This window comes from Paucimonas lemoignei (assembly GCF_004342585.1).
Lineage (GTDB): Bacteria > Pseudomonadota > Gammaproteobacteria > Burkholderiales > Burkholderiaceae_D > Paucimonas > Paucimonas lemoignei.
The window spans coordinates 26557-49027 of sequence record NZ_SLZQ01000003.1 but is presented as its reverse complement, the minus strand read 5'-3'; the positions used below and the strand labels follow the sequence as shown (position 1 = coordinate 49027).

At 56.5% G+C, this 22471-nt stretch carries 6 protein-coding genes; 5 read left to right on the top strand and 1 reads right to left on the bottom strand.

Annotated elements, in window-relative coordinates; translation table 11 throughout:
* The first annotated feature begins 144 nt into the window (after positions 1-144).
* The 5 genes from EDC30_RS05625 to EDC30_RS05605 all read left to right on the top strand — a co-directional run bounded on the left by EDC30_RS05625 (position 145) and on the right by EDC30_RS05605 (position 21826).
* Positions 145-17529: an endonuclease toxin domain-containing protein gene (locus EDC30_RS05625; RefSeq protein WP_132257829.1), complete on the top strand. Its 17385-nt coding sequence runs from the start codon at positions 145-147 to the stop codon at positions 17527-17529.
* Positions 17530-17532: 3 nt separating this feature from the next.
* On the top strand, positions 17533-18033 hold the full coding sequence (locus EDC30_RS05620; protein ID WP_132257828.1) for a contact-dependent growth inhibition system immunity protein: 501 nt from the start codon (positions 17533-17535) through the stop codon (positions 18031-18033).
* A gap of 593 nt (positions 18034-18626) precedes the next feature.
* Entirely contained in the window at positions 18627-19739 is a 1113-nt protein-coding gene (gene xerC, locus EDC30_RS05615; RefSeq protein ID WP_132257827.1) for a site-specific tyrosine recombinase XerC, read from the top strand.
* 183 nt (positions 19740-19922) lie between these two features.
* Positions 19923-21326, top strand: a complete 1404-nt coding sequence (locus EDC30_RS05610; RefSeq protein ID WP_132257826.1) for a hypothetical protein — start codon at positions 19923-19925, stop codon at positions 21324-21326.
* Positions 21327-21337: 11 nt separating this feature from the next.
* Positions 21338-21826: a hypothetical protein gene (locus EDC30_RS05605; RefSeq protein ID WP_132257825.1), complete on the top strand. Its 489-nt coding sequence runs from the start codon at positions 21338-21340 to the stop codon at positions 21824-21826.
* Between the two features lie 128 nt (positions 21827-21954).
* On the opposite strand, the gene EDC30_RS05600 is transcribed toward EDC30_RS05605, so the two are convergent.
* Positions 21955-22437 carry a helix-turn-helix domain-containing protein gene (locus EDC30_RS05600; protein WP_132258140.1) on the bottom strand — a complete coding sequence of 161 codons (483 nt, stop codon included), beginning with the start codon at positions 22435-22437 and terminating at the stop codon, positions 21955-21957.
* Positions 22438-22471 lie beyond the last annotated feature (34 nt).

Here is a 22471-nt window from a genome sequence, read left to right as displayed (position 1 = left end):
CGCAGGATAACTTCTAAAATTAGTTGCAAATAGGAAGTTTATTAAGTCTTTTATTGTAATAAATGCAATTCCGGGTGGCTGGTCTCTGTTTTTATTTGTTGGCGGCAGTGCTGCCTACTTTGATTGATATTTAGAGGATAAGAAATGGTCGCGTTCGTGAGCGGAAATAGCCTTGGCTTGTTCAATAGTTCGCTGGGATTGCTGGGCGGGCAAGGTGGCACGGGCAGCGCCAACTTAGGGCGCGCGAATGACCAGCTCTATATCAACACCGCCACCGGCAACCTTGTAGTGCAGCGTCGTGATGAAATCCTGGTTGGTCAAGGTATTGACCTGAGTCTGGTGCGTACCTATAACAGCCAAGGGCTGATGAATGACGATAACGGCGACAACTGGCGTCTCGGGATTCACAAACGCCTGCACACCCTTGCTGGCACCCTCAATGCTGCCGGAAGCTCGATTACGCGGGTGGATGCCGATGGCGCCGAGCTGACTTATAACTATGATGCGGCTCGTGGCGCATATATTAATACCGATGGTGCTGGTGCCTATGATGCTCTGCGCTACGATAGTGGCACCGGTCAGTGGACCTGGACCGATGGCGGCACCCAGGCGACGGAGACGTATGATTGGGTATCGGGTCAAGGCAAGCTGCTGGCTTCCAAAGACCTCGATGGTAAGGGATTAACGTACACCTATACCGGCAATTTACTGACACTGGTGACCAACTCGTCCGGTGAAAAGACTTATCTCGACTATGCCGACAATAACCTGACCCAGGTCCGTACCGTTCGTTCTGATAATACGACCGTCACCCGCACCCGCTACGGCTATGATGCCAGCAACCGTCTGGTTAATGTCACCGTAGACCTGTCGCCGGAAGACAATAGCATTGCTGATGGCAAGGTCTACACCACCACTTATACCTATGATGGTGCTAGCAAGCGCATTGCCGGCATTACCCAAACTGACGGCACGCAGATTGGATTTGTCTACACTGTCCAATCCGATGGCAGTGTTCGTATTACCCAGATTAACCAGGCAGTGGCTGGTGCAGTGCGCACCACAAAGTTGGCGTATGACCTAGTCAATCGCAAGACAACCATTACTGATCCGCTTAGCACCACCACGGTTTATACCTACGATGCTCAAGGGCGTTTAACCAATCTGACGGGGCCAGCCACCAATGTCGGTGCCAGCCAGTCGGTTAGCTACGGCTATGATGCCAAGGGCAATCTGACTAGCCAAACCGATGCGAATGGCAATGTCATCGCTTATGAATACGATGCAAATGGCAATGTCACCCTGCAGCGGGATGCAGCTGGCAATACCATTACGCGTACCTATGGCGGTCGCAATGAGCTGTTGACTGAAACGGTCTATCTGACGCCGGATCCGGATGGGGCTGGCGCTGGCCAGGCGGGTGCTCCGGTGACAACACGCTATAGCTATGATGCGGCGCTGCATCTGCGCTTCACCGTCAGCGGGGAAGGACGCGTGACGGAATATCGCTACAACGGGCAGGGGCAGCAGATAACCAGTATCGACTATAGCGGCACTGCCTATGGCGTGAGCGGTTTGGCTGTCACTGCCGCGCTGAGCGAAGCCGCCCTGGTGGCGTGGGTCGCCGATGCGGCGGTCGATAAGAGCAAGATCAGTCGGACGGATTACACCTATGACTTCCGCGGGCAAGTCGACAGCGTCATACGCTATGCAAAGATCGATGCGGCAGGCGCAGGGGTGGCCGATGGCACGCAATCGACCACGCAATTCGTCTACGATCAGGCTGGTCAGTTGCTCAAGACAATTGCGCCCAAGGGGGTGGCGACGACAGCCAATGCCACCGACTTTGTGACTAGCTATGTCTATGATGGCTTGGGTCGGTTGCTGTCGACGACCGATACGTTGGGCACGGTCACCCTGAACCAATATGACGATGCCAGCAACAAGACCGTTGCTACGCTGGCCAATGGTCTGGCCACCACCTCCACCTACAATGCAGCGGGTGAACTCATCAGTGTGGTGCGGGCCGATGGCGCAACTGGCCTTGGCTCCACGCTCTATAAATACGATGCCAATGGTCGCCTACGTCGAATCGTCGATGCTGCTGGGGTATCTACGCACCGACTGTACGATGAGGCGGGGCGCAAGATTGCCGATATTGATGGCGATGGCAGCCTGACGGAATACGTCTATAACAACAATAACCAGGTCATCCGTACCATCCAGTACGCCACTGCTGTCACCGCGGCTCATTTGGCTAGCCTCATGGATGGCAGCGGCAATCCGGTTGATGTTGTCTTGTCGACCATTCGCCCCGCAGCTACCGCGGCAGACCGTAGTAGCTGGAACATCTACGACGCAGCCAATCGATTGGTCAAGAGCGTCGATGAACTAGGCTATGTCACGGAAACCCGTTATGACGGCGCATCGCGCGTGACCGATGTCATTCGCTATGCCACAGCGGTATCGGTCACCGGCATATCTGCGTCTACCAAGGCCATGGATGCTGCCGTCACCCCAGTCGCGAATGGCGCAGAAGATCGCCGTAGCCGGAATTTATATGATGGCGACGGCAACCTGGTTGCCATACTGGACGCCGATGGTTATCTCTCTGAGAGCCAATATGATGCTGCTGGGCGCTTGATCCATACCGTGAGCTACGCTAACGTCACTAACAGTACGTACTGGAGCACCGGAACCCTTGCGCAACTCCGTCCGGCTGCCCATGCTGCCGACATTCATTCTTGGAACCTGTACGATGGCCAGGACCGTCTCATCGCTTCCATTGATGGTGAAGGCTACCTCACCGAATATGGCTACGACCTTAACGGCAATAAGACCCGGCAAACGCGCTATGCCAACAAGGCGCTGATTGCGCCGGCTGCGATCACCGGCGCCACCACGCTGACCCAGTTAAGGCCGACCACCCAGGGTGAAGATCGTACGACTAGCTGGACATATACCGACGCCAATCAAGTCAAAACGCAAACCAATGCCGAAGGCACAGTCACGCAATTTACCTATGATGCGGTCGGCAATCTGATCAAGACGGACAAGGCCTGGGGGGCGGCAGAGGTTCGTACCGAGCAAGTCAGGTACGACAAACTGGGGCGGGTGATCGCCGAGCTGACTGCTGAAGGTAGTGCAGCGCTGGCAGCGTTGGCTACTCCAGCTCAGGCGCAAATCGATGCTATCTGGACGCAGTATGGCATCCAGCACGTCTATGATTCGCTCGGGCGCAAGATCAGTACCACAGACCAGAATGGCAACAAGACCCTGTATTACTACAATGTCGATAGCCAACTGCTTTACACCATTAATGCGCAGGGTGAAGTTAAGCAAAATGTCTACAACAGCCTGAACCAGCTCACCCAGACAATTCAGTACGGCACGCGACTGGCTGCAGCCACGTTGTCTTCACTGATACCAGGTGTCGTCAACAGCACATTGAACAATGCCATCATGGCATTGACAAATAATGCAGTTGACAGCAAGGTCACCTTCGGCTACGACTTGCGCGGTCAGTTGGTGAGCAGCACGGACGAACTGGGCAACGTCAATAGTCTGACCTACAATGGTTTTGGTGACGTGCGCACAAAAGTCACCCAAATCGATGCCAATACGACGACCACGGCCCAATATGATTACAACCGCCGTGGCTTAATCACTAAGACGACGGACGATGTGGGGGGCTTGAACCGTCTCACCCATGCTGTGTACGATGCCTTCGGCCGTGTCACGCAAACGACCGATGGCAATGGCAAGATCAGCAGCGTAGCGTATGACCGGCTGGGCCGGACGGTACAGACTGTCGATCCGCTCAATGTCAACCGTTATACGAGTTACGATGCCTTTGACCGGGTTGTCACGGTAACCGACGGCAATGGCAACGTCACCACCACGGTGTACGACAAGACTAGTCGTACTACAACGGTCACGTCTCCGGAAGGCGTGCAAGTCGTCACCACGTATAACCGCCATGGCGACACCATCCAGGTCAAGGATGGCAATGGTAAGACCACCACCTATGTCTACGACAAGGATGGCAACCTCAAGAGCACGACGAACGACACGCTTGGCACGGCCGAAAGCAAAAACTACGACCATGCCGGGCGCGTAACGGAAACGACAGATGCCAATGGCACCAAGACGACGTACACGTATGACGCCGTCAACCGGGTGCTCAAGCGCACGGTCGATCCGAGCGGATTGAACCTGCAGACCAGCTATGCCTATGATGCCAAAGGGCAGGTGGTATCGGTCACCGATCCGAATGGAGTCGTCACGCAAAGCACATATGACTTGAAGGGGCAAGTGCTGACCGTGGCAGTTGATCCTGCCGGGCTGAATAACCGCACGACATATACGTACGATGCACGCGGCAAGACTTTGACGGTGGTCGAAGGGGCGGGGACCAGTGCCGCCAAGGTAACGCAATACACCTATGACAAGCTGGGGCGGCGCACCAAGGAACAGGTCGACCCGAACGGCTTGAATATCACCACAGTCTACAGCTACGACAAAAATGACAACGTCGTCGCAAGAGCCGATGCCAACAATAACGTTACGCGTTACTACTATGACGCTAATGATCGCCTGGTCTATACCGTTGATGCATTAGGGCAGGTCAAGGAAACCAAATACGACGATGCCGGCAATGTCACGCAAACCATCACGCATGGCAGGACGGTCATCGTCAGCGCGACGTCGACCCTGGCAGACGTGGCGTATGGCCTGAATCCGGCGCCTGTCACCTCGACCGCTACGAATCAGACGGACCAGCTGTGGCGCGACCCGACCCAGCCCTATACCTATACGACAGGCGCCACGCAAGATACGGCCACGCCCGCAACACAGCAGGTGGCTACCAGCAATGACGTGACCGCGGTGCCGGTGGCACCGAGCCAGCCGTACACCTACGTCAATGGCGCGAGTAACGACGTTGCGACCACAGTCACCCAGAACGTTGGCATGACGGTGGCCAATACCTCGCAGATTCAAAGCGCTGCCGTTGCCAATTACTCTGTGTACCGCAGTGGAGACTGGCTGGGCACCACTTCCGGCACGTCGATTGTGGCCGGCTATGTGTCCTGGGCGGATGCCACTCCGAGTACCGTGCGTGCCACTATCTACAAGGACGGCGCCTACTACGGGACGACATATACCGATGTAGGGTACTGGGTGCAGGAGCCGATTTACGGGTACGTGCCGGTTTACGGATATGTGCCGGTTTATGGATATACACCAGTTTATCTTAGCGATGGCGAGGGCGGATATTACGTAACGTATAACTATGGCGTGATTCGCCAAGACTACGTTGTGATTCGCCAAGACTATGTTGTGACCGGTTACCAAAACCGGTGGGTTGGCGTGCAGAACTGGAATGGTCAAGTCAATCTCAGTACCGGGGCGCTGCCATGGGGCACGTACACGATTGTATTGGAGGCGCGCGACGACTACGCGAATTACCAAGGCAACGGTGCGTATTACGACTATGACGGCACCTGGGCGTACTCCAACACGCTGTATAACGTCAAGATTGGTACCTATACCAATCCGACGACGGTGTCCTGGGCCACGTCTGCTCAGCCTGCAGGCACGACGGCTTCGTTCCTGTATCGCGCTGCTGGTAGCGGCAGCGGGTTCAGCTCGGCCACCATTGGTGTGTCCGGCGCTAATCAGTACGTGAGCCTCGCCGGCCTTGCTGCCGGCAACTACGAGTACCAGATTCGTTACACCGACAGCTACGGTCGGATCGTCAAATCCGCTACCGGCAACATGACGGTGGCAACAGGCGCTACCACCGGTCCCACCGCCTCGTTTACCTCTATCCAAGTCACGTCCACCGCGACAGCCGGCTCCTCGATCAGCGGCTATATCGCTGCTGCCGACGTGCCCAGCATCGAGTATGTCGATGCCGTGGTCAAGGATCGCATCACCGGTGCAGTGGTGTCCACCGCCCGCACCTACCCGGAGTTCGAAGCGAATTACAACGGCCACGTCAACCTCAAGGTCGGCGCGGCCCTGGCCAACGGCAGCTATACCGTCGAGATCACCGTTCGTCGCAAGAACGGCACTGTCGAACCCAAGCCGGCCTTCACCTATGAGCTGGGCGACCAAGGTTACATGCGCGACACCTTCAGCTGGGCGGCATCTTCCCAGCCAGCCGGCACAACAGTCAGCTTCAAATATCGCCCGGCCGGCAGCACTGGCGCCTACACCACGGCTACGGTGAGCGCCAATGGCGCCAACCTGCAAGTGGCGATGGACAGGCTGGCAACCGGCGATTACGAGTACCAGATTAACTATACCGATACGTACGGTCGTGTCGTCAAGTCCGCAGCCGGCACCTTCGTTTCCAGCAATACGCCGGCCAGCACGCAAGCGAGCACGAACTTCAGCTATACCAGCGTGTCCTCCGTGGCTGTCACCGGCTCGGCCATCACGGGCTATATCGCAACGGCGGATGTGTCCAGCATTGATAAAGTCAGCGCGGTGGTCACGGATGCCAACGGCAATATCGTCAGCACGGCCTGGACCTATCCGGAATTCGAAACCAATTACAATGGCCGCGTCAATCTCAAGTCCGACGGGATCCTCGCCGATGGCCGTTACACCGTTGCCATCACGGTGTATTACAAGAATGCGACGACAGTCAATAAGCCGATCTTCACCTATGAGGTTGGTCAGCAACCCAATGGCACCAAGCGCACTACCACGCTGAACTGGAGCGCGGCAGGGCAGCCTGCCAATACCGTCGCACAGTTCACCTATGCGCCGGTCGGCAGCAGCAATTATGTGGCAGCACCTCTGGCGTTCAATAACGGCAACTACCAAGTTGCCTTCGTCGATTTGGCTAACGGTACTTACCAGTACTTCGTGCGCTATGTTGATGGCAACGGTAGCGTGATCCGCGAAGCCACTGGGCAGTTCACAGCAGCCGCTTCCGGCAGCAATTCGGTTGACCTGACATTCGAGGCGAACCTGAATGTACCGGTGATGAATGAAACCGAGTCCTATGTCTACGACAAGGATGGACGCGTTGTCTTCATCATCGATGGCCTGGGTAACGTCAAGCGCAATGTCTATGATGCCAATGGCAATGTCATTCAAAAGATAGCTTACGCCACACCGATTGCCACCAGCACGCCGCTGACGCTGACGGCGGTAAGCGCCGCCATCGTAGCCAATGTCGCTGCCGACCAGACCTCCCGCCTGGTCTATGACGCCGGGAACCGGCTCATCTATAGTGTTGATGGCCTGGGCGCTGTCAAGCAGTACAGCTACGACAATAGCGGCAATGTCATTGCCACCACCGAATACGCTACGCCGATCAACGTGGCGGGGCAATTGACCCAAGCCTCCGTTGCTGCCGCGCTGGTGGCGTCTGGCGCAGACCGCACCGAACGCATGGTCTACGACGCCGCCGGCCGGATGATCTATGGCATCGATGCGGCTGGTGCCGTCACGCAGCATGTCTACGATGCCGATGGCAATGTCATTGCCACGACTGCGTATGCCAATCCAGTCAATCTGCCTGATCAGCCGACCGCCGCCGCTATCGATGCCGCTTTGGTCAAGAATGCCGTGGTCGATCGCACCACGCGCTTTGCCTATGATGCCGCCGGCAATGCCGTTTACCTCATCGATGCTCACGGCTACGTCACCGAGCGGGTGTATGACGCCGCAGGCAATGTCGTCAAGACGGTGAAATATGCCGCAGCCAGCAACATTGCAGGCAACCTGAGTGTGGCGACGATGCAGGATGTCGTAGCGACGCTCAAAAATGACGCTGCAGATCAAATCTCCCGCAGCCTCTTTGACGCCGTAGGCCGCAAGATTTATAGCGTGGATGCCGAAGGCTACGTCAAGAAAGCCGACTACGATGCGCAAGGCCATATCATTCGGGCGTACCAATATGCCCAGAAAGTAACGGTCACCGATACAGATACTCTGGAAAGCCTGGCCGCCAAGCTGCCAGCCGCGCCTGACGCGACGACGGTTGTAACCGAGACCACCTATGACAGGGCGGGCCGCGTCACCGACGTCAAGGATGGCGAAGGCTTCATCACGCACACTATCTACGATGCGCTGGGCAATGCCATCGAAGTCATCGAAGCCTACAACACCGCTAGCGCCGTGGTTACCCGCCGCGTCTATGATCAGCTAGGCCGCGTCACCGATGAAATCCACGCCTACGGCACCTTCGAACAAAGCACGACCCGCTATGTTTATAACTCCCTGGGGCAAGTGGTCGCTGAAATCGATCCGCGCGGCATTGAATTGACTGAAACCGATAGCGCGTGGGCACTCGCCGAGCGGTTGAAACTAGGCTATCTGGATCTGGCTACGGGCAATGGCAAGCTGGCTGCTAGCCTCACCGCTGCGGATAAGCAGGTGCTGTTGGCGCGCTACACTACGCAGCACGCTTATGACAAGCTGGGCCGCAAGGTGCAAGTCACCGATGCCCTGGGCGGCATCACCCGCACCACCTATGACACCTTCGGCAATGTGGTCAAGGTGGTTGATCCGCGCGGCAGCACGGGTTACTTCTATTTCGACAAGCTCGATCGCACCGTCGCTTACGTCGATCCGGAAGGCTTCCTGACCGAATCGATCTATAACGCCTTCGGCGAAAAGACGGGCGTGACGCAATACGCGAACCGGCTGCAGGGAACGTATTCGGAAGCCAGTCGTCCATCCGTGGTCTCCACCGTGCCAGCTAGCGGCGCATATGTGCTGATCGATATCGCGCGCGACCAGAGCACCAGCTTTGAGTATGACCGCCTGGGGCAACAAACCAGGAGCACGGACGCCGTGGGTAACTACGAGACGTATGGTTACGATGCCTTTGGCAACCGTATCGCGTTCCGTAATAAAGTCGGCGGCAATTTCAGCTATACCTATGACCGCCGCGGCTTGCTGATCAAAGAGACACTGCCAGTGACTACCAAGACAGCAGGTGGTGCCGTCATTGCTGTGGCTAACCGCTATGAATACGATGCGCGCGGCAACCGGATCAGGTCCATCGAAGCCGAAGGCGCCAAGGAAGAACGCATCACGCAATACACCTTTGATAAGCTCAACCGCCAGATCCGCCAGGAAGGGGCGGCGGTGTGGACCTATCAGGTCAACATCGGCTGGACCCAGAATGTGGTGCCGACCGAGACGCAAACCTATGATGCGCGCGGTAACCTGACGTCCAAGACGGATGCCAATGGCAACCGCACGGCGTATTACTATGATGCCCTGAACCGCAAGGTGGGTGAAGTCAGCGCTGCCGGCACGCTATCGGTGTGGGCTTATGACAAGGCCAACAATGCCGTGTCACAAAAGGTGTATGGCGATCCTGTCACGTTGCCTGCTGGCGCCGTGCTGCCATTCCCGGTCAACGCGGCCAATGTACGCGAAACCCAGTATGTCTATGACGCCAACAACCGCGAGATCCAGTCTCGTATCGGTGGTTTGGTGCTGGGGCGGCAGAACACCACCACGAACCAGTATGAGATTGGCGCGGCGTATGGGTTGGACAATGTCACCGTCACCAAGCAATACGATGCGGCCGGCAACCTGATCAAGCTCACCGACGGCAATGGCGGCATCACGTACTTCTTCTACGACAATGCCGGCCAACAGATCCTGACGGTGGATGCCGCCGGCTACGGTATTGCCCTCGAGCGCAGCATCAACAGCAACGTGGTCACCGAACGCAAGTTTGCCTTGCGCTATAATGGCACGATCAATGAGCTCAGCAACGCCCAGGCATTGATTGCCAGCTGGCCCACCGACAGCGCCGACCGGATTACGCAATATAGCTATGACAAGCTCAATCGCTTGGCCAGCGAAAGCGTGCTGAACGTAGCCTATGCTTCGGTCAATTCAAGCTCGGGTGCTGTTACGACAGGCACCGCTTCGGCGACCAAGACGTACCAATACAATGGCCTGGATAAAAAGACCGTTGAAATCGATGCCAATGGCAGCCGGAAGGACTGGGCGTATGACGCAATCGGTCGCTTGACGCGTGAACAGTTGCCGAGCTTTGTGGACTTTGAAGGCGCGACAGTGCGCGCTACTACCGACCTGGAATACGACGGTCTGAATAACGTAACCCGGCAAATCCAGCGCGGCAAGAACGATGCCACTGAAGCGGATGATCAGATCATTGCCTTTACTTATGCTGAAGGCGGTCGACTGATGTCGCAGACGGATGCCGTCGGCGTGGTGACGACCTTCGCTTACGACGCCAATGGCAACCTGACCTTCAAATGGTTTGCACGCCAGGACGCGGATGGCGCCTCGATCACGGATGGTTCGGTGCACATGTATGACGCCATGAACCGGGAAGTCAGCCGGCAGACCGCCTGGCAAAAGCCGAACGAAGCCTGGCAGTACGGCGACAAGGTGGAGACGCGCTATAACGCCTATGGCGAGATCACCGGCAAGCGCACCAATGGCGGTAATGCCAGCGGCGCTTGGCAAGAGGTCAGTGAATACAACGCGCTGGGCAAAGTATGGAAGACCAATTCCGGCGGCGGCTTGACCAAGGTGTATCTGTACGATGCCAATGGCAATGCCACGTTGTCGATTGAATCGGCCGGTGCAGATTTGACCATGCTTGAGTTGGACGCCATTCTGGCTAAAACCAAGGAAGCCGGCACGACTACGTTCGCTACGATTACCCTGTATAACCAGCGCAATCAAGTCACCAGCGTCATCCAGCCACGCATGGATGGCACGCGTACCGTCGCGGATGTACAGCAATTCTCTGCCCAGTCCGTCAGCTGGTATGCCGGCGGCAGCGGCACGATCACTAATGTCGGCAATTTGTTGTCGACTGCATCCACGGGCAGTGCGGCTGCGGCTAATCTGACTCAGGCGCAGCGCTACCAGCCAGTCACTGCAACGGTTAATTGGAATGCAGTCAAGAATCTACAGGCGGACCCGGAAGGCGGCTACATACAAGTAGATGGCGGTGTAGCTGTCAATTCAATCGACGTGGGGTTTTCTGCAGCCAGTATCGGCGCCCAGATGGGAGCATGGAGCTACGTGCGGGTACGCGTGGAATATAGCTTCAGTGGCGACACCAACAAATCCGGCGTGAGGGAAGTTGTTATATATGACCGTAATGCGACGGCTACATCCTTAAGCATCAACGACAGCGCCGCTCTTGGCAACGTTAATTTCACTTATCGCGTATTGGTGTACTACGGCTATAGCGTAGGTGGAGTCGGCGAGCAGTTGGTGGCGTCGAACGCCTATAGCGGTGTGATTGAGTCAACGACGGCAACGTATGTGTCCGATGGCGAGGGCGGATATTCCTATTCCGTTACGCAGAACTCTCCTTCAACGGGTGTCTTCAACACTTCGTTTGTTACAGCGGATCTCGGCGTGTTTGCATCTGTCGTGCCGTCAGCTGCCTACTCCGCAAACCAGAGCACGCCAGCATCTTCTGTGGTATCGACAGCCGTCACTTGGTCACCCAGTTCGCAGTGGGTATTCGATCCTCAGGTGGGCGCGCCAGTGATAACGTATGGCGGGATCGTTATGAACGGCATGACGGTATATGTGCCGACCTCAACGTTTGCCAGTGCGTTTGGTGATTGGCGCCAGGCACGAGTTGAAGTCACTTATTATTTTTCAGGTGATTACAATACTTCAGGTACAGTTAGCGTGCCAATTAACAGTCCCGGAACCTCGAGCGTCTGGGTGCCAATTAATGGGTCGACTACCGCCGGCAATGTAAATTTCAGCTATACGGTGAACGTCTATTATCTGCACGGGACATCGGGCAAAGAAGTCCGCGTGGCAACCGCCTCGAATGGCGGGCAAATGGCTTGGACGACACAGCAGCAATACGGAGATCCAGAAAGCGGCTATCTTTACAAAAACATCCAGAACTATACAACGACCTCATTTGATACCGCTGTCTGGGCAGACACGACGAACCTAACGTTCTTCAGTGGCGGCGACCTGCTGAACAAGCCTAACACCGAAGTATGGCTGTTCTACCGCAGCTCTCCATCGCAGCCCTATGTCGTGGGCCCTTTGTTGTATCAAGCGACTCAAAATCTGGGCTCTGGTACAGGTCAGTCGATTCCCGGCCTGTTTTATGCGCCTACCAGCTGGTTGTCGCCTGGAACAGAGGCAAAGCTGATGATAGTGAGCAATGGCGAAATTGTCGGCAGCTTTAACAACATCAGCTGGGGTAGTAACAACTTCCTTACTTCGGCGTCACGCAGCGCAGTGGGCGAAGTCTTCTTTGAATCCAATAACATCATCAATTTCTATGATCAGGATGCGCAATACTTAACCGTCCAGTATCGCCCGGCCGGCTCCAATGGCGCCTGGTCCGAATTCACGATGAGCCCAACCCGGGCACGCTGGTTCCGCTGGGGATGGGGTTCATCCGGCCTGTCCGGTTCGTATGACTTCCGCATCCTCCGTAAGGATGGCTCAGGCAACGTCACCAGCCGCATCTTCACACGCGTCAACCTGACTAGCACGCCGACGGCTACCGCGCTGAATCCGTATGTAGAGCCGCGCATCGAGTTTGGCGGCCAGCCTGCCGGCGGCACGAAGATGATCCTGCGTTACCGCCTGGCTGGTTCCGGCTCCGCCTTTACCACGGTCACGCTGACCAATCCAAGTGGCGGCATCTTCAGATGGGATGCCAGCAACGCCAATCTGCTCCCGGTCGCGTTGCCTGGCAACGTGTACACCTATGAGTATGAGTACGATACTTTGGATGCCGGTAATCAGCTGGTTAATTCCGCCAACGGGACTTTCCAGGTTACGCCGAACAACAGCGCTGCAAGCAACTTCACGCATTACAGCAAGCGCAAGCCTACTCAGGTATCGTTCTTCCCGGCGCAAGCCAATGCTGTTCGCCTGACTTTGCAATATCGTGTCAAGGGCAGCACCGGCCCTTACGCCACCCAGACGATATACCGCGCCAATGCGGGAACGGGCGACAGCATCACGCCATTCCAGTGGGATGCCAGCGCGATTACTCCAGCAAACGGTTCGGCACAGTACGAATACATCTACACACTCTATGACAGCGCCGGCAATGCGGTAACCAACCAGATCGGTGAAAACATCACCGTCGATGGCATTATCACGCTGGGCAACATCAGCAGCAGCGTAGCGGATACCGGCTGGGTCATCGTCGGTACGGTCGATGAAAGCGCCACCATCCAGCGCAAGCAGGAATACAACGCCTTTGGCGAAGTCGTCCGCGAGATCGATGGCTTGGGCAACGTCACGAACTACAGCTACAACACGCTCGGCAAGATGGTCTTGAAGCAAGACCCGACGACCGATATCACCGGCGCCAACGGCGTGACGACTCGGGGCACACCGGAAACCGCTTATTACTACGATCTCGCAGGCCAGGCCGTCGCTACCAAAGACGCGAACGGCTTTACCACCAGCCAGGTCTGGAACAATGGCTTGGCCAATGCAGCTGTTGCCACCGAATACCATCCGGATGGCGGCACTATCGTCAACCGCTACGATATCTTCGGCAACCTGCGCACCAAGCAGGACGAGATCGGTCGCATTACCCGCAACACCTACGACAAGAGCGGTCAGTTGATCCGCGTCGATCGCGCCGTGCGCAGCGGCTCGGAATACCTGGCCGGCCAGGCCGGGTGGGACGAGTACGAGTACGATAGCGCCGGCAACCGCATTGCTCACCGCAGTGTCCTGGGCCGCGAGCGTACTTATTACGATAGCGAAGGCCGCGTGATTAAGTTCACCAGCAACGAAGGCCGCAGCACGACTTACGCCTATACCTACCTGAACACCATTCTAGGCGCCGGTGGCAAGCAGGTCGGCGGCTGGCAAAAAACCACGACCATGATCGGCGGCCTGGTGTCGTACGAAAACAAGGATGTATTCGACCGGATGACCTGGCGCCAGGATTTTGGCGGCCACCAGTTTACCTATGCCTACAATAACGCAGGCTGGCTGACATCGCAGACTTCGTTGCAGGCCGACGGCACACCTGGCCAGAACATCACTTACGAGTACTACGCCAACGGCTACATCAAGAGCCAGACGGATCATGTCTACAAGTTGCGCTCGGATTACACGTACGACGCTAACGGCAACCGGATTTCCGAATCCTACCGTCGTACTGACGACCCGACCGGCATCTATGCCATGTCCGTCATCACCTACGACGAGCTCAACCGTATCAAGACCGTCAGCGATCCGAAGTACAAGATCACGTACAAGTACGACGCCGTGGGCAACCGCCGTAACGTCAACAGCTATTACAACAATGCTGTCGACGGCAACGGTACCTACCAGGATTTCTGGTACACCTACGACTCGATGAACCGCTTCACCACGACGATGGGGCAGCTATCCAATGGCACCATCGTCCTGGGCACGACCGGCAAGGCGATTTCCTACAACGCTGCCGGCGAGCGTGTGATGGCGGAATATATCGACAGCAATGGTGTCCGCACGGCCGAGCGTTATACCTACACGGCCGATGGCCAGTTGCAAGACACTTATATCAAGACGCAGGTCAACGGCGTCTGGGGTGCCGAGCGCCTCGGCGCGCGCCGCAACAATGACATGGCCGGCCGCGTGGTCGAATACTACGAGTACAAGACCGACGGCACGTTTAGCGCCAATTCGGTCCGTACCTTCGATAGCGACAACCGCCAGCTGACCGAAGTGGATCGTAACCAGGTCTACAACGGCTTGTACATGACTAACACGTATTCGTACAACGCCGACGGCACGCTCTACCAGGTAGCCACCACCAACGTGCAGACCACCCAATTGCGTACTTACACGTATCAATGGTGGGATGACGCCAAGCAGACTCAGATCAAGGTACAGGCTGCCAACGACTCGGCTCCCAACTGGGCGCCAGGCTATTCATACCTGTCGTATGACCTTAACGGCCACCTGTACCGCGCCACCGACGTGGCAGGCCGCCGCACCATGCAGTACATCACCGACGTCGATGGCCAGGTGATCTACCGCCAGGAAGTGACGGCACGTAGCGGCTCGCCCAGCGACTGGGATGCAGCCAAGAATGAAGTTGTCAACGGCGATATCGCCATCCGGCGCAGCTATTACTACGTCAATGGCAAGCGCATCGGCGATATCGGCAACGCCGGCACGCCGGCCAGCCAGGTGGACTATGCCGAAGCATTGTCACGAGGGGCGAATGCGTCCAACGACCAGGCTAACAAGAAGTTCTCGCCGGTAGCGTACGCTAACTTCGACGAGAACTACCAGCCGATCAATGACCTGTACCCCGGCATGTCGCCCACGGAATATACCGTGCAGCGTGGTGACGATTTGCGCACCATCGCCGCCAAGATGTGGGGCGACTCCAGTATGTGGTACCTCATTGCGGACGCCAATGGCCTGGCCGGTACCGAGCGCCTGCCGGAAGGATTGCGCCTTGTGATTCCGAACAAGGTCACCAACATCCACAACAATGCGTCGACCTTCAAGGTCTACGACGCGGGCGAGGCGATTGGCGATACCAGCCCGACCCTGCCGGATCCACCGCCGCCGCCGAAACCGAAGAAGGGGTGCGGCATCATCGGCCAGATCATCATGATTGTGGTGATGATTGTCGCGACCGTCTTGACAGCTGGCGCTTTTGCTGTGGCAGCTGGAGCAAGTGGCGGCTTGTTCTCAGCAGGACTTGGTGCTATTGGCGCAGGCCTTGGTGCTGGCGGAATTGGATTCACGGGGTTAGCTGTTGCAGGTGCTGTAGGTAGTGCAGCTAGCCAGCTGGTTGGCATGGCAATGGGCAATGTCCAAAAGTTCTCGTGGTCGCAAGTTGCTATGTCGGCAGTAACATCAGTTGTTGGCGCAGCAGTCGGGTCAGTAAATGTTGTTACTCAATTCAGCCCCTCGGTAAATGCAGCAATAAACGCGGGAATAAGTTCTGGAATAGGGAGCACTATTACGCAAGGTGTTGCAGTTGCTACGGGGTTGCAAAAGAAATTTGACTGGAAGGGTGTCGCTGCATCGGCAATAGGGGCAAGTGTGGGATCTGCCATCGGACAAGCGCTGAAAGGTTCTGAGATTGGAAGTGCGTTTAATGGCTTTGGAGGAAAGCTGATTTCCGGACTCGCAGGAGGGGTGGCTGGTGCGGTGGTTCGAGGCAGTAAGGTTAACTTCACAGGAACGGCAGCTGGTGTCTTTGCCTCTACGCTCGGAAACTCCATTGTTAATGGTCTAGGCTCAAATCAGATTGATCCCTTTAGCAGTGAATTTGACATTGCAACTGCTGAGGCACACAACCAAGTTGGTGCCAATGCCTTTGGCAATGCACTGGGGAACAGCCTGGCCGAAAACATCGGTGGCCCGAGCCAGAGTGAGCTGGAGCTGCAGCGGCGTGAAGATGCGCGTGATGCGGCGATGTTCGAAGCACTGGCTAAAACTGCACCGATGTCGGGTAGCGGCCTCAAGGTCACGGCTGCGCAGGCTGCCGCATGGGGACCCGGCTTTTCGTCAGAACGCGATTTCACTTTCCAAAAGCCAGACTATGCGTTAGTTAGCGAAGGTGAGCAGGTCCGACTTGCTCGCATTGAGGCGACGACTCCGGATAGCGGCAGGGTAGTCAGGGATTGGGACCCGGACGGAACCTGGGATAACGCAACAGGGCCTATGCCGACCAATGTGCCATTGGTTAGTAATCTCTTTGTGCAAGGCTTGAGTGGCTTGACATCGACAGTCGCAACAGCCTTATTGGGTGGAAGTGGGCCAACTAAGGTAACGGCAGAAGAATCAGCGAATTGGAGGGCTGCGAACCCGAATGCAGCTTTCGGACAGGGGCCAACAGCTCAATGGAATGTAGACCTGTCGACAGGTACGACCACCCGTGTAATTGGAACGACGCAGTCCTTCACCGAATCACTCAAAGATACATTCTCGCTTGGTCTGAGACCGCTTGGACAAAGTTTGGGTACGTTCTTCGGCGGGCTTACCGTTGCAGGGGATGAAAGCCTACCGCCTTCAGTTCGAAGTCAGGGTGCATTCGATGCTGGTGCAAATTCGTTATCGGTACCGGCAGCAGCACTCACAGTTAGTGCTCCACTGATAAAATTTGGTGGAAGCTCAGAAATTGATGCTGGAATCCGATGGGGCGGTGGTATCCAAACGCAAGGTATGCCTTGGGAAAATTACTTGTCCACTCAGTTGCCAGCTGGGTCAAGATTGCCAACCAACTTTAAGACTTTCGATTTCTTCGATGATATTTCAGGCACAGCCATTAGTGCAAAAACTTTGAATACTACAACTGCTGCGAAACTCGCTAAGCCCGAGCAGACTTTTACATCCTTAAAGGCAAACATTGATGCGGCGGCCAATTTCGAAAGCTACACACTGAAAGGTGTTAGCTTATCGTCTGGGGACATCGCTGCACGTCAAGTCCAAGTCGCTGTGCCGCGTGTGACAACGGACGCTCAGTGGCAACAGATTCAGCGCGCTATCCAATATGGACAGTCTAAGAATGTGCAAGTAGTTGTTACACCAACGAGGTAATTTGTGAACGAATTGATTCAAAAGAAGTGGGCTGCTATTTACGCAAATGATGAATTTATTTGCGTGCAAACTTGTTCAGGGCTACGTAGAACAGCTAGTGACCCGGAAGGTAAACTATTTATTCTTCGGCCAGAATCAGAGCCGCAAGAACTCGGGCAAGCACTTCAGGAAGCGCTTTCAGCTAGTCGCGTACTGAAGCCTGAAGAGATAGGAAGTTTCTTTGACACAACCGCAGTCGAGCATAGATATGAGGAATGGGTATCTACCTTGATGCAAAAATTCGAATATCCCGCACGGCAAAACCTATTTAAAAAAATGAAACACTGCCAAGTAGATAACTCGAACGGGGAGATATATATTCGTCCAACGTTTCATGAGAAATCGGAGGCTTGGAGTGGCAAGGGAATCGAAAAAACGGACTACGTCGTGATTGCAGAAAATGCATCCGCCCATGAACTGGGGAAAGCGGCACTACTTGCATTGAGCCGATGCATCAGTCGCTGACTTAAAGTCAATAGTGCATTCATAAAACCGCCGTCGCCCGACGGCGGTCCAGCCACGTCCCCTCCGCTGGAGCTGACCTCCAGCCCACCTCCCGGGCGCACGTTGACCGCCTAACGCAACGGCCCGACGCCCCTTTAATTCCCCTGCAAATCCCTGCCTTTTTACGCGCCGCCTCGGACGCGTTTCTCCGAATATAAATTCTGCTCGCTATGTGCTTGTAGACCTTGTTCGAGGTCTCCAGGCTGTCTGGCCGTGACTCGCCCGTCGGGCGGTTGCGGCGGTGGCTCGGCTCACCCCACGAGACACGGAGCATTCCATGCAAACCAGCATTCCCGCCCTGACGGGCCAGCAAGAGAAGTCACACACCTGTGCGGGCTGATTGACGCAGCCGGCCTCGACTACGACGGCCATCGGTCGGGGCTGGAAAACAACCGGTCGGATGCCGGTCGGCCCCTGGTCGCCCCGGTGTCGGCGGGCGGTCGCAGCGGGCAAACCCAGTCCCGTCAAGGCACGGCAGGCCAATTGCCGGAAGTATCCTCCGACACGCCTGCCTATGCCGACGGCGATTCGCCGGTCATACCGGTATAACGACCATGCGCAAGGATGGCGGCAAGCGGTTCATCAAGCCGGTCGGGAATCCGAACGATGCGCGCGGGCTGTATGCGGCCATGCGCCGTTACCTGGAACATCTGGCGGTCAAGGGCTACACCGAACAGGGGCGCTGGGGTGCCGAGCGCTACATCCGCGACTTCATCGACTGGGCCGACGCCAGGAGCGTAACCCATCCACAGCATGTGACGCGCTCGGTGCTGGAGCGCTACCAGCGCTGGTTGCACCACTACCGCAAGAAGGACGGCGCGCCGCTGTCGATTGCCAGCCAGCGCAGCAAGCTGGTGCCCTTGCGCGGGTTCTTCAAATGGCTGACCCGCAGCGGCGAGCTGGAAGCCAATCCCGCCTCCGAAATGGAGCTGCCGCGGCGCATGCGCCGCCTGCCTGCCAGCGTGCTGACCGCCGACGAGGTGGAGCGGGTGCTGGCCCTGGCTGACACGGCCAGCCCGATAGGCTTGCGCGACCGCGCGATGATGGAGGTGCTGTACTCGACCGGCATGCGCCGCATGGAACTGGCGCGCCTGGCCCAGACCGACATCGACTTCGAGCGCGCGGTGGTGTTGATTCGGCAAGGCAAAGGCAACAAGGACCGGCTGATACCGATTGGCAGCCGGGCGCTGTCCTGGGTGCGCCACTACCTGGACCAGGCGCGCCCGCAGCTGGCGTGGAACGCGCAGGACAACATCCTGTTCCTGGGCCTGTACGGCGAGTCGCTGTCGGCGACCTGGCTGTCGACCACGATTGCCCAGTACGTCGAGCGCGCCAAGCTCGGCAAGCATGGCGGCTGCCACCTGTTCCGGCACACGATGGCCACCCTGATGCTCGAAGGCGGGGCCGACATCCGTTTCATCCAGGCGATGCTCGGGCATGCGGAACTGTCCACCACGCAGATTTACACCCAGGTGGCGATTCGGCAGCTGCAGCAGGTGCATGCGACCACGCATCCGGGCGCATGCAGCCGCGTCAGAGCCGTGCCGACCCTGCCGGACGGCCTTGACCCTCAACCCGCCTCCGAAAACGCTGCAGAAGCGCTTCTGGCGGCGCTGGACGCCGAAGCCGACGAGGCCGATGGCGACGATTCCTCCCTGTTGCACTGATTCCTGCTTCGCGTCTGCCATGCAGTGCAAGGGATGAACCCGCCTTGCACCGCATTAGCCAGCGTGCCGGTTCCCACGCCGTCAAGGCCAAGCCCTGCGGGCGCTACGCGGCCTGGACGGAGCGACAGCCATAGGTACACCGCCGAAAACCGCACATCGGGGCCAAAAAGTTAGAATGCCGGCATGCTTGCCCATGCCACTCCGTCGAAACCCGCGCCGTTCCTGGGCGCGCGGGGGATTGGGCTACGACTCCATGTCGGGCCAACTGCATTTGGCAATGCGCTGGGTAATAGCCTGACGAGTGCAAATTGGGGAGGGAATGGGCAGCAGGGCGAGAAGGCGTCCACCTGGGATGCCAACAAGCAGGCTGCTTTGGATCGCTCCATCACCAGTCCAGGCTATTCCGAAGAGGATTATTGGAATAGCGCAGCAAGAACAACGGCCGATCAGTACGTCGACACTTATGGCGGCGAAGCGATCAATACACGCGACCGGTTGCAGTTGTCGTCAGGCTCAATAAATGGCGTTGACGCCAAGCTCAGCCCCTCGCAGATTAGTGATGCCGATATCGATGCGATGGCGGCGCGGGCGAGCGCACGCGAAAGTTTGACTGAGGATCAGAAAATCGCCATGGCTGCCGGCTTTGGGCCGTTGACGCCGGAAGCGGCGGCAAGCAAGGTGAGGATTCTCGATGCCCTAGCGAACCAGGCCGCTGGTGAAAGTGATAGACCTTGGACGTACGCACCCAACACCAGTGCGGGGCCGACTATTGCGAATGCTAAAGCACAAGGCATTTACTCGGGCGACGGATGGGTTAGCGACTTCGTGCAAGGGTACAGGTTCGGCAACGAGCGTAGCGTGATGGATGGTCCTGAAAGGCCTGCTGAAGCCATTGGTCGATATACAGGCGATGCCGTCACCTCGTTTGGAAACTTCTTTGCCGGCATAACCGGCAAACGCAGCATGGACTATGCGGTAGCGGATTGGAATGCTGGCAATTACGGCAGATCGGTCTTGCATGGCATGCAGTCGTTTGGCGAAGCCGGCATGACGGTGTTCGGCTTCGGGGTTGGATCGACGCGTTATGGCGTCGGGATGACGGCAGAACAGTATGCTGCTAGCAGAGCCACTTATGTCGAGACTATTGGGGCAAAAGGAGTAGGCCCTAGCATAGAGATTGCGCCTTATGGTGAAATGGTGAAGACGCCAGGAATTGGACAGGCGCACCATTTGAATCAAGACGCCGTGTTCAAATCCGTCATTAAGACTAATGACGGTCTTGCCATTCGGTTAGAAGGTAATGCTTTCACCGAAATTGGCTCTCCGCACTACAATGCGCACCGTTCACTCGAACGTTTTTATAATCAATTCCGCAAAGGCGGCGAGTTTTACGGTGAAGTTCCAACGAACTTGCAGTACAGTAAAGCCTTGCTGAATTCTTTGCAAGAGGCGGGACTAGCTCGTCAGCAAGCATTGGAGGCGGTGCGCGCTTCGATTGGCCAACGCGTGAATGCAGGTCAGTTGGGTGGGCTTGAAATTCCGCGTATTCCAAACAGAATTAATCAAGTTAAGCCGGGTGGCGGCTGATAAGGCGAGATATGGTCGACAAAACAGAACTTGATAGATTGAAAACGATTGATTGGTTGTCGAAGTGTGGCCAGTCGATAGGACGCAATTATCCTCTTCCTTACGTTGCGGTATCGTCGTGGGAGGAGGCGAACCGTCTTTGCACTGAGCCAAGCTGGGAGGCTGTTACGGAAGAAGCGCGTAGCGAATTGACGGAGTATTTGTCCATGCGTTTCCCGACTAAATATCAAGGCGTGTGGAATAAAGTAGTACGCGAACTAAGGCCTTATATTGATGAGATTGTTGTTCCTAAACTCAAAGCACGTCAGCAAGAGGTGAACTTTGGAGATGGGGTAATTGACTGTATTAAGTGGGACGTATTGCATGCGCTAATGACTGCACATTACGCGGTATGTTCGCCGCCGTCTTTTTACAGAGATCTTTGGGTCGTTTATGAAGATGGACATTTCCCTTGTGGTTGGGCTGGAGTGTGGCCCAAAGGGGAATTGCTGGTGTTGTGATTTTTATTTATGTGAAAATCATATGGATTGAGCAGGACTAGCTGTTTCTTCTCTTTGCAATAAAAAACCGCTCCCAACCCCATTAGCTGCCGGGGGGGGGAGCGGTTTCTCTTTTTAGCAGCTGGCCGCTACTTGCTTGTGTGCCTGTTGCGTCGCGCCGCGCGTGCTGGTTTCTCTGCTGTGGCAGGTGCGGTGCGCGTCGAATCCCAACGGCGCGTCTGGTACTTGATAATCAAGCTGTCCAGCACTTCCTTGACCACTAACTGTTCCTCCGGCGGCAGTTGGCTGACCGCCTCGAATTGCAAGCGCAGTTCGTCGGCGGGGCCGCGCTCATCCTCCTCGAAGACAAGCACATCTGCGCTCACCGATAAAGCGCGGGCGAGATTGCGGATCACCTCCAGGGTGGGCTGTGTCTCGTTCGACTCGTAGCGGCGAATCATCGTCACATGGCAGCCGGTCGCGTCTGCCATGTGAGCACGCATCCGGGGGGCATTGCGGCGCGTCAAGAGCGCCCAAGCCGCATTGGACAAGCTAAGCCTCAGCTCGGCCACGAAAACGTCGTCAGCGAGTTCTACTACGCCCTGGATGCGAGACCGACGAAGAAGATGCATCGCATCCGTCAAATATGCATCTATAGCACCTAGT